Below are 11,019 nucleotides of genomic sequence, written 5' to 3'. Positions count from 1 at the left end.
CCAGCGCGGGGAGGGTGACCTCCACGGAGTTGCCCGAGGACTGTTTGGTGTCGGCCTTCGGGGCCTGCTCGGTCTTCACCTCGGCGGCCTGCTCGGTGTTCTCCCCGGAATCGGCGGTCGTTGCGGCGTCCTCGACCTTCTCGGCCTGGGACTCGCCGGACTGGTCGGAGGAGCCGTTGTCGGAACCGGAGTCACCGGAGCCTGCGGAGGACTCGTCGCCGACGATGGCCAGGACCTGCCCGACCTCGGCGTCCTCGTCCTCCTGGACCTTGATCTCGAGGATGGTGCCCGCCACGGGGGAGGGGACCTCGGTGTCGACCTTGTCGGTGGAGACCTCCAGCAGGGGCTCGTCCACCTCGATGCTCTCGCCGACCTGCTTGAGCCAGCGGGTCACGGTGCCCTCGGTCACGGACTCGCCCAGCGCGGGGAGGGTGACCTCCACGGAGTTGCCCGAGGACTGTTTGGTGTCGGCCTTCGGGGCCTGCTCGGTCTTCTGCTCCGGCTCGGAGTCCTGCTCGGACGACCCCTGCCCGGCGGTGGAGTCCTGCTGGTCCGCGGCGTCGTCCTGGGCGTCGTCGGAACCGGAGTCACCGGAGCCGTCGCCGATCACCACGAGAGGGGCGCCGACCTCGACGTCTTCGTCCTCGTCCACCAGGATCTTCTCGACCACGCCGGCCACGGGGGACGGAACCTCGGTGTCGACCTTGTCCGTGGAGACCTCCAGCAACGGCTCGTCCACAGCCACCTCGTCTCCCACCTGCTTCAGCCAGCGGGTGACGGTTCCTTCGGTGACAGACTCGCCCAGTGCGGGCAGGTTAACGGTTTCAGACATTGTCGTGTCCGTCCCTCTCTCAGAGATCGTGAAAAGTGTTCTGCGTGCCCGGGCCACGGGGGCCGGGAGAATGCGCCGGGTGCGCGCCCCTCGGGACGCGCACCCGGCGCCGTGGATCAGCCGTGCAGGGGCGAACCGGCCAGGGCCATCGCGGCCTCGCCGATGGCCTCGTTCTGGGTGGGGTGGGCGTGCACGAAAGCCGCGACATCCTCGGGGTAGGCCTCCCAGTTGACCATGAGCTGGCCCTCGCCGATCTGCTCGCTGATGCGCGTGCCGATCGCGTGGAAGCCCACGATGGGGCCGTCCTTCTCCCGCACCAGCTTGATGAGCCCGCCCGTGCCCAGGATCGAGCTCTTGCCGTTGCCCGCGAGGTTGTACTCGATGGTCTCCACGTTGTCCTTGCCGAACTTCTCCTCGGCCTTGGGCTGCGAGTAGCCCACGGAGGCGATCTCCGGCTCGGTGAACGTGACCTTGGGGACGTTGATGTCGGGGACCACCACGGGGTTCAGCCCGGCGATCTCCTCGGCCACGAAACGGCCCTGCTGGTAGCCGCGGTGGGCCAGCTGCACACCGGGAACGATGTCGCCGATCGCGTAGATGCTGCCCACTCCGGTGTGGAGGCGCTCGTTGGGGGTCACGAAGCCGCGGTCCATGGGGATGCCCTGCTCCTCGAAGCCCATGTCGGCGGTGTTCGGGCCGCGGCCCACGGCCACCAGGACGATCTCCGCCTCGAACTCCTTGCCGTCCGCGAGGGTGACCTTGGCGCCGTTGTCGTCCTGCTCGACCTTCTCGAAGAACGTGCCCAGGTTGGACTTGATGCCGCGCTTCTTGAATTCGCGCTCGAGGGTTTTGACGATCGCGGGGTCCTCGTTGGCCACGAGGTGGGGCAGGCCTTCGATGACGGTGACGTCCACGCCGAAGGAGCGCCACATGGACGCGAACTCGCAGCCGATCACGCCGCCGCCCAGCACGATCGCGGACTTGGGGACGAAGTCGATCTCCAGCGCCTCGGTGGAGGTCATCACGCGGCCGCCGATCTCCAGACCCATGGTCTTGGAGACGGAGCCGGTGGCCAGGACGATGTGCTTGCCGGTGTAGGTGGTGCCGTCCACGTCGATGGTGTTGGGCCCGGTGAGCTTGCCGTTGCCGGCGACCACGTCCACCTTGCGCATCTTCATGAGACCGGTCAGGCCCTTGTACTTGCCCTGCACGATCTTGTTCTTGTAGTCGCGCACGGCGCTCATGTCGATGGAGTCCAGGGTGGCCTTGATGCCGTACTTCTCCGACTCGCGGGCGCCCTCGGCGAGCTCCGCCGAGTGCAGGTACGCCTTGGTGGGGATGCAGCCCCAGTGCAGGCACGTGCCGCCCAGCTTCTCCTTCTCGATCAGCGCGACGCTGAAGCCCAGCTGCACCGCGCGCAGAGCGGCGGAGTATCCAGCGGATCCACCGCCCAGGACGAGAATGTCGTATTGGTTGTCGGCCACGTTGGCTCCCTCGGGGTTCGAGTGTTGGTGTCGGACGTCCGCCCGGGGCCCGATCCGGGGTCTGGGGTGGACGGTCACGGTTGGGATCAAGCCTAACGCCACGCGCGGGGGCCCACCAGGCATTGCCACCCGGTGGACCCGCGCCCCGTGGTGCACCTCACGGTGCGGAGGCTACTTGGCCTCGCGGGCCTGCGCGGCGGTCAGGGCGAGCATGGTCCGCACCCCGAAGCCCGTGCCCTCCTTGGGGGTGTAGCCCCACGGCTGGGACTCGTTGAAGGAGGGGCCGGCGATGTCGATGTGGGCCCACGGCACGCGGCGGCCGCTGTGCTCGGGCACGAACTCGCGCAGGAACAGTCCGGCCACGAGCATGCCGCCGAACTTGTCGCCCATGTTCTTCAGGTCCGCCACGAACGAGTCGAGGGAGGGCCGCAGGTGCTCCGGCAGGGGCATGGGCCACGCGGGTTCGCCGGCGCTGGCGGCGGCGTCGAGCACGAGGTCGCGGGCGGCGTCGTCGCCCATGACGCCCGCGGTGCGCACGCCGAGTGCGGCCATCTGCGCGCCGGTCAGGGTGGCGATGTCCACGAGCAGGTCCGGCTTCTCCTGGCCGGCGGCCCACAGTCCGTCCGCGAGCACGAGGCGGCCCTCGGCGTCCGTGTTGAGCACCTCGACGGTGTGGCCGCTGTGCATGGTGAGGACGTCGCCGGGGCGGGTCGCGGAACCGGAGGGCAGGTTCTCGGCGAGGCACAGCCAGCCCGTCACGGACACGGGCAGCTCGAGGGCGGCCGCGGCGAAGACGGTGCTGAGCACGGCGGCGGCGCCGGCCATGTCCGACTTCATGGTCATCATCGAGGCCGGGGGCTTCAAGGAGAGTCCGCCGGAGTCGAAGGTGATGCCCTTGCCCACGAGGGCCACGTGCCTGCGGGCCCTGGCGGGTGCCCAGCGCAGCTTCACGAGGCGCGGGCCGTTGACGGAGCCCTGGCCCACGCCGAGCAGGCCGCCGAAGGAGCCGCGCGCGAGCTCCTTCTCCGCGAGCACCTCGACCTTGACCCGGGTGCCCTTCGCGGCCGCGGTGGCCACGTCCGCCACGAACTCGGGGGTGGCGGTGTCGGGGGAGAGGTCCACGAGCGTGCGTGTCAGGCGCACGGCGCGGGCCACGTGCGCCGCGCGCTCGACGGCCGCCACGGCGTCCTTGCCCAGGGCCTTGGGAACGCAGACCGTGGCCGAGCCCAGCGGGCGGGTGTCCTGCGACGCGGTGCGGGACTTCTGCGCGGTGTACTCGAACGCCCCGAGGCCGATCCCCTCGGCCACGGCCTGGGCGTCCTCGGACGAGGTCACGGGCAGAGCCACGGCCGCGGAGGCCGCTGTCCCCTGAAGGCGACGCGCGGCGGCACCGGCGGCGCGGCGCAGGTTCTCCACGCGCTCCTCGCCCTCGCCCCGACCGAGACCGGTGAAGACCACGAGGGAGGCGCGGACGTCGTCGGGGGCCGGGACCACGGTCACGCTGTCGGGGGCGCCGCTGGCGTGGGCGCGCTCCGCGAGGTCGCTCAGCCGACGCCGCACGCCCGCCTTGACGTCGTTCGGCACCGCGAGCGCGCCGTCGTGGGAGACGCCGAGGACGAGCGCGTCGGTCGTGGCGTCGCCCAGGGGCCTGGTGCTGGTGTCGAGACGCACCTCGTGGGTCGTGAGGATCTCCTGCGGTGTGGTCACTGTCGTGTCCTTTCGCGAGTGTGGCGGCGGTGGTGACCGCGGCGGCGGTGGCCGCCGGGCGCCGGTGTGACACCGATCCTAGCCATCCGTGGTGGGTTCCCCCGGGGAATACCCGGTGACACCGCGTGCGTTGCACCTCTCACGAACCACGCGCACCCCACGTTTTCCGCGCGCGGCGACGCACGTCCACGAGGAGGAGAAGTGCTGGATCCCACGGCCCTGTACCTGGGCAACCCCGCCCTGCTGGGTGATGAGCGGCTGCGCGGTCTGCCCATGATCGTTGCCCTGTCCGGGTACGTGGAGGCCGGGCACTTGGCGGGCCAGATCGAGGCGGTGGTCCTGGATTCGATGCCGAGCGAGACGGTGGCGCGGTTCGACCTGGACCAGCTGTACGACTACCGCTCCCGCCGCCCGAGGGTGACGTTCGCGGAGGACCACTTCGAGGAGTGGGAGGCTCCGGAGCTGACCCTGAACCTGGTCACTGACGGGCTGGACCGCCACTTCCTGCTGCTCACCGGGCCGGAGCCGGACACCCAGTGGGAGCGCTTCAGCTCCGCGGTGGTGGGACTCGCGCAGCGACTGCGGGTGAGTTTGGTGGCCCTGGTGGGCGGCATCCCCATGCCCGTGCCGCACACGCGCCCCATCCTGGTGACCGCCCACGGCCCCCGGGCGGACCTGCTGCCCCGCACCGGGGGCGGACGGCCCACGTTCGAGGTCAGCGCCTCGGTGTCCCACCTGCTGGAGCTGAGGCTGCAGGAGGGCGGGATCGACCACGTGGGCCTGTCGGTGCACGTCCCCCAGTACCTCGCCGAGTCCTACCTGCCGCAGGCCGCGGTGGCCGCGCTCGAGTACCTCAGCGCGGTCACGGGGCGCACCCTGCCCACGGACGAGCTGCGGGAGGCCTCACGGGACGTGATCCGCCAGATCGACGAGCAGGCCGGGGCGTCGCCCGAGGTGCAGTCCGTCATCGAGAACATGGAACGGCGATACGATGACGTGGTGGACGCGTCCGCCCGCCGCTCCATCCTGGCCGGGCCCGACGACACCGATCTGCCCGACGCCGACGACCTCGGCGCGGCGGCGGAGGCCTTCCTCGCCGCGCAGGGCGACCCGGACGACCACCAGCACTAGGACCCCGGGCCGCGGCGCTCCAGCGGGTCACCGCGCGAGAACCCCGCAGGAGGCCCTGACGCATGCCCGATCCGGTGACCACCCCCTCGTCCCGGTCCAAGGACTCACCCACGGCGTGGCTCATCCTGGCGGTGGGGATGCTCGCGTACTTCTCCGCCGTGGCGCAGCGCACGAGCTTCGGGGTGGCCTCCGTGGAAGCGGCGGACCGCTTCCAGACCGCCGCGTCCGGGCTCTCGCTCTTCTCCATGATGCAGGTGCTCGTCTACGCGGCGCTCCAGGTTCCCGTGGGGGTGCTGGTGGACCGCTTCGGCCCACGCGTCCTCATCACGGTGGGCGCCGTGGCGATGGTGGCGGGCCAGCTGCAGCTCGCGGCCGCGCAGTCCGTGGCCGAGGGTGTGGTGGGACGGATCCTGGTGGGCGCGGGGGATGCCGCCACCTTCGTGTGCGTGATGCGCCTGCTGCCCGTGTGGTTCTCCCCGCTCAGGGTTCCCATGCTCTCCCAGGCAGTGGGCATGACGGGCAACCTGGGGCAGCTGTTCTCCGTGATCCCGTTCGCCGCCCTGCTGCACTCGGCCGGGTGGGTGCCGTCCTTCCTGGTGATGGCGTGCATTGCGGCGGTGGCGGCGGTGCTGTCCGGGACACTGCTGCGCAACCATCCCCCGGGTGCCCGGGTGCTCTCGGACAGCATCTCCCTGTCCTCGGTGCGCACCTCCATGGGCCGGGCGCTGCGGGAACCCGGCACCCGGCTGGGGTTCTGGGTGCACTTCACGGTGCAGTTCTCCGGCAACACGTTTGCGCTGATGTGGGCGTACCCGTACCTGCAGAACGCGCAGGGGATGGACCCCGCGCAGGCCTCCGCCGTGATGACCGTGTACGTGGTGTTCAACGTGGCCGTCGCACCGCTGGTCGGCAAGCTGAGCGCACGCTTCGCCCACCACCGCTCCCGCCTGGTGCTCACGTGCTGCCTGGTGAGCTGGTCCGGGTGGGCCGTGCTGCTGCTCTGGCCAGGCCACGCCCCGGTGCCCGTGGTGTACGCGGGGGCGTGCCTGATCGCCCTGTCCCTCCCCGCGTCCATGATCGCCTTCGACATCGTGCGCACGTTCAGCCCGCCGGGTGTCGGCGGAACGGCCACGGGGCTCGCGAACGTGGGCGGGTTCGCGGCCTCGCTGCTCGCCATCTACGTGACCGGGCTGGTGCTGGACCTGCTCCACGGGGCGGGACTCTCGCCGTCCCTCTACGACGGCGAGGCGTTCCGTCCCGCGATCGCCGCCCAGGGGATCGTGGCCCTCGTGGGCACCCTCGCCATCCTGCGGGGCACCGCCGCGGTGCGCCGCCTGCACGGCGCGGACTCCGTCTAGGAGCCCCGCAACCCCGCCACTGCTGGTGGCGTGCACGCGCGGATCGGATCCAGGAAAGGCGACCGGGCCATCCCGGGTGAGCTGTGGGCCCACGGCGGACGACCTGCACAGGCGCTGCTCCGATGCTCGTCCCCGGGGGCCTCTCCACGGGAAGGGGGCAGGGTGTCGTCTGGCCTCCTGGGGCGGGGCACGGTGGCCGCATGACCGTGACACCTGACTCCCGCCCGACCCTCCGCGTGCGCGACGCCGCCGATCTGCTGGCACTGATTCCCCACCTCGTGGGCCACGCACCCCGGAATACGTCCGTGCTGTTCTTCCCCACGGCCGATGGTCGGGCCCTGTGCGTGAGCATGGACACCCCCACGCCCGAGATGGACCTCGGGGCCGTCCTGGACGACCTGCTGGAGGCCACCCTGCGGGTGCCGCACTGCGGGGACGTGGTGGTCGTCGTCTACTCGGACCACGAGCCCGCCGCGGACGTCCCGTGCGCCTCCGGGGCACCCGAGCTCTGGGAGACCCTGGTGGAGCACCTGGGACTCGATGCGCTGCGCATCCTCGTGGTGGGTTCCACGCACTGGTGGGACAGCGCGGAACCGGAACGGGGCGTGCCCGTGGACGCCATCAGGGACAGCCCCGTCAACGCGGAACTCGTGGCCGGTGGCAGTGCCGTCGAGCCCGTGGCCCTGAGGGACGAGCCTCGGTGGCGCGCCCGGCTCGAGGAGCGTGGCGCACGGCTGCTGCGGGGGCGGGGCACGCCGACGCCGCGGGACGGGGAGAGGCCCGTGGGAGGTTCGCGGGTCCGTGCCGGTGGCCACGGCGCGCCCGCGGTGGGCACGCCGTCGTCCCCTCCGGCGGGGTGGGACGCATGGACCCTCGCGGTGGAGCGGGTGTGCGCAGACCGGGAGCACTGGGTGGACGCGGTGCTGGGCCTCTCGGATGCCGAGCTGGGTGACCTGCTGGTGGCGCTGCAGGACGACCTCCTGAGGGACGCACTGCTCTACGCGTGGCTGAGCGGGAGTCCCGAACGAGCGCTGACGGCTCTGGAGGGAATGCGTGCGGCGCTGTCCCGACTCACGGACGGGGCGGGTGGGAGCGCCGAACCGGAGGCACCCGTGGTGGAGGAGGCACTGCGCTGTCTCTGCGCGCTGTCGGGTGAGTGGGACGGGCCCCCGCACTGGGACTCCGTGGACGGCGCCCACCGTGTGCTGCAGGTGCTGGACGGGCTGCTGTGGCATGCGCGCCACGCGGACGCGCACCCGGCGCAGCGTCGGGGGCGTGGTTCCGGGCACCGGGGCATGAGTGCGGCCCCGGGTGGGGCCACGGGCACGAACCGTGGAGCGGTCAGGCGCGCGGACCCTGGAACGGCCACGGATGCTGACGTGGAGCTCTCCGCCGTGGTGGCGGTCCTCGCCCAGATCGAGCAGTACCGGGGACGCGCACGCACCGCCGTGCGGCTGCTCACGGAGCACCTCGGGGACGTCGAGGTCCCCGAGCGGGGCCGCTGCGCGGTGGGCGACGTGCGGCGTCGGCTCCTCGCACTGCAGGTCCCGTGGTGGTGCGCCGACCCCCGCACCTCGTGGCCCGGGCGGCACGCCTGGGTTCGCGGTGCCGATGACTGAGGGCTCGGAGCGGGGCCGAGTTCCCCGGGGAAAGATTGTGGGGGCGGCCGGGAACATTTTTCGCAACGCTGGTGTTGCGCCGGGTAGGACCCTCAGAGTCCCGGCGTGACGTCTGTGTCACCTCGCCGGACTTGACAGGGTCATAGGTGTGTTGGCCACTGCTGTGGTGCGCACCCTACGACGTGTTCAACGAAAGGTTCTCCGTGTCACCAGCTGCCAGCAAGACCGCGTCCGCATCGCAGGCCACTGCTGCGGAGCAGAACTCCGCCGAGACCGCCGCGCAGAACGGTTCTGACGGCGCGAGCACAAGTGGTGCCGCGCGGAAGGCGGCTCCCAAGAAGACCACCGCCGCCAAGAAGACGGTCGCGCGCAAGAGCACCGCGGCCAAGAAGACCACTGCCGCGAAGACGTCCGCAGCCGCCGCCTCGGAGGGCACTGCGGCCACGGCCGCCGCCCCCCGGACCGCCACCAGGAGTGCCGCGTCCAAGACGGCAGCCCCCCAGGCGGCCGCCTCGAAGACCACGGCGTCCAAGACGACGGCCTCCAAGAGCACGGCCACGACGTCGGCGGCCGGCTCGGACGGTGCCGACGGATCCGGCGAGACCGCTGCGGCGGCCCCGAAGAAGACGACGGCACGCAAGACCGCTGCCCCCAAGCGCACTGCGACCAAGAAGACGGCGGCCGCCAAGTCCACGAGCGCCACCAGGTCCACCAGCACCACCAAGGCTTCGGCGGCCAAGACCGCAGCGGCTGCCGAGAGCGAGGCCGCGTCGAGCACGGGCGGGCGCAGGACCACCTCCCGGACGGCGGCGAAGGCCGCTCCCAAGACCGCCGGCACCGGCCGGGGCCGCAAGAAGGCGGACCCCGTTGAGGAGGCGCTCGCAGAGGACGAGGTCGTCACCGAGGACGTCACGGAGGAGACCGACGAGGACGACGCCCAGGAGTCCACGCAGGCCTCCGTCGAGGAGTCCGCGCAGCTCATGAAGGGCCGCCAGGACAAGAGCGCCCGCGGCTTCGTGCTCACCAACAACGACGACGACGACGCCCCCGCCCAGCAGGTGGTCGTCGCCGGCGCCACCGCGGATCCCGTCAAGGACTACCTCAAGCAGATCGGCAAGGTGGCGCTGCTCAACGCGGAGCAGGAGGTGGACCTCGCGCTGCGCATCGAGGCGGGCCTCTACGCGGAGCACAAGTTCGCCGAGGAGCAGGACTCCATGGACGCGGACACCCGCCGGGCCTATCGCTGGGTGATCCACGACGGCCGCCGCGCGAAGAACCACCTGCTCGAGGCCAACCTGCGCCTCGTGGTCTCACTGGCCAAGCGCTACACGGGCCGCGGCATGCTGTTCCTGGACCTGATCCAGGAGGGCAACCTGGGCCTGATCCGTGCGGTGGAGAAGTTCGACTACACCAAGGGCTTCAAGTTCTCCACCTACGCCACGTGGTGGATCCGCCAGGCCATCACCCGCGCCATGGCGGACCAGGCCCGCACCATCCGCATCCCGGTGCACATGGTGGAGGTCATCAACAAGCTGGCCCGCGTGCAGCGCCAGATGCTCCAGGACCTGGGCCGCGAACCCACCCCGGAGGAGCTGGCCAACGAGCTGGACATGACCCCCGAGAAGGTCGTGGAGGTCCAGAAGTACGGGCGCGAGCCCATCTCCCTCCACACCCCGCTCGGCGAGGACGGCGACTCCGAGTTCGGAGACCTCATCGAGGACTCCGAGGCCGTGGTGCCCGCGGACGCCGTGTCCTTCACGCTGCTGCAGGAGCAGCTGCACTCCGTGCTGGACACCCTGTCGGAGCGGGAGGCCGGTGTGGTGGCCATGCGCTTCGGGCTCACCGACGGCCAGCCCAAGACCCTGGACGAGATCGGGAAGGTCTACGGAGTCACCCGTGAGCGGATCCGCCAGATAGAGTCCAAGACCATGTCCAAGCTCCGCCACCCCTCCCGCTCGCAGGTGCTGCGGGACTACCTGGACTGATGAGCACCCGAGAGCAGGCGGAGGCCCACCGGATGACAGAGCGCGACTCCCGGGTGCAGGGGATCTTCAACCGCATCAACGCGTCCTACGACCGGATCAACACGCTCATGACGCTCGGGCGGCACGCGGCGTGGTGCCGCGAGGTCGCTCGACGGGCCGCGGTGGGTCCGGGACAGCGGCTGCTGGACATCGCCACCGGCACGGGCGTGATCGCGCTCGCGGCGCGGCGTCGTGAACCGCGTGCCGAGATCGTGGCCGTGGACTTCTCCGAGGCGATGCTCGACAGCGCGCGGCAGAAACCGGGCGCGGAGACCGTCACGTGGGAGTTCGCGGACGCGCACCACCTGGGCTACCCGGACGAGTCCTTCGACGCGGTGACGCACGGCTACCTGCTGCGCAACGTCAGTGATATTCCCCGGGTGCTCGCGGAGCAGTTCCGCGTGCTGCGTCCCGGCGGGCGGGTGGTGGTGCTGGAGACCGCGCCGCCGCGCGGGCTGCTCAGGCTCGCGCTGTCCGCGGGGATGAGCGTGGTGCTGCCGCTGCTGGGCCGGGTCGTCGCGCACGACCGGGACGCGTACGGCTACCTCAAGGACTCCACACTGGGCTTCATCCCGCCGGTGGAGGTCGCCCGTCTCATGGCCCAGGCCGGCTTCCAGGACGTGGGGTACGAGACGAAGTACCTGGGGACCAACGTGATCCTGTGGGGTCGCAGGCCCGAGGTGGGCTGACGACGGCGGGAGCGGGTTCCGTCAGGAGTCGACGCCACGCAGTCCACCACGGGGGGGGGGCGAGACCCCCGCTGAACAAAGCTTCCAGCGGAACGAGACCCCCGAAGGATGGAAGCCCCATGGAACGAGGCGCGCACCGTACGGTGCGCGCCTCGTTCCGTTCGACCTCCGTGGG

8 protein-coding genes are annotated in these 11,019 nt (G+C 71.2%); 5 read left to right on the top strand and 3 right to left on the bottom strand.

The window, feature by feature from the left end:
- The 3 genes from EAE32_RS08290 to EAE32_RS08280 form a co-directional block, all read right to left on the bottom strand.
- The coding region (locus EAE32_RS08290; RefSeq protein ID WP_341537800.1) for a biotin/lipoyl-containing protein at positions 1-832 on the bottom strand (832 nt) is incomplete at its 3' end.
- A 116-nt stretch (positions 833-948) separates the two neighbouring features.
- Positions 949-2,316, bottom strand: coding sequence for a dihydrolipoyl dehydrogenase (lpdA, locus tag EAE32_RS08285; protein WP_121864719.1), 1,368 nt, complete (start codon positions 2,314-2,316; stop codon positions 949-951).
- Positions 2,317-2,487: 171 nt separating this feature from the next.
- Positions 2,488-4,023: a leucyl aminopeptidase gene (locus EAE32_RS08280; RefSeq protein WP_121864718.1), complete on the bottom strand. Its 1,536-nt coding sequence runs from the start codon at positions 4,021-4,023 to the stop codon at positions 2,488-2,490.
- A 201-nt stretch (positions 4,024-4,224) separates the two neighbouring features.
- Here EAE32_RS08280 and EAE32_RS08275 point away from each other — a divergent pair, with 201 nt between their 5' ends.
- From EAE32_RS08275 to EAE32_RS08255, 5 genes are all read left to right on the top strand, one after another.
- On the top strand, positions 4,225-5,154 hold the full coding sequence (locus tag EAE32_RS08275) for a proteasome assembly chaperone family protein (RefSeq protein WP_121846358.1): 930 nt from the start codon (positions 4,225-4,227) through the stop codon (positions 5,152-5,154).
- 62 nt (positions 5,155-5,216) lie between these two features.
- Complete coding sequence (locus tag EAE32_RS08270; protein WP_121846359.1) at positions 5,217-6,512, top strand: MFS transporter; 1,296 nt, start codon at positions 5,217-5,219, stop codon at positions 6,510-6,512.
- 200 nt (positions 6,513-6,712) lie between these two features.
- The gene (locus EAE32_RS08265) at positions 6,713-8,131 is read left to right on the top strand and encodes a DUF4192 family protein (protein ID WP_121864717.1); all 1,419 of its coding nucleotides are present in this window, start codon (positions 6,713-6,715) and stop codon (positions 8,129-8,131) included.
- A gap of 203 nt (positions 8,132-8,334) precedes the next feature.
- Positions 8,335-10,116 carry an RNA polymerase sigma factor gene (locus tag EAE32_RS08260; RefSeq protein ID WP_121864855.1) on the top strand — a complete coding sequence of 594 codons (1,782 nt, stop codon included), beginning with the start codon at positions 8,335-8,337 and terminating at the stop codon, positions 10,114-10,116.
- Complete coding sequence (locus EAE32_RS08255; protein ID WP_240625179.1) at positions 10,116-10,844, top strand: ubiquinone/menaquinone biosynthesis methyltransferase; 729 nt, start codon at positions 10,116-10,118, stop codon at positions 10,842-10,844. Before EAE32_RS08260 ends, EAE32_RS08255 begins: the two co-directional genes overlap by 1 nt.
- The last annotated feature ends 175 nt before the right edge of the window (positions 10,845-11,019 follow it).

Source organism: Kocuria tytonicola, from assembly GCF_003687175.1.
GTDB lineage: Bacteria > Actinomycetota > Actinomycetes > Actinomycetales > Micrococcaceae > Kocuria > Kocuria tytonicola.
Note: the sequence above shows the minus strand (reverse complement) of the source record. Positions and strands in the feature narration are given on the sequence as shown.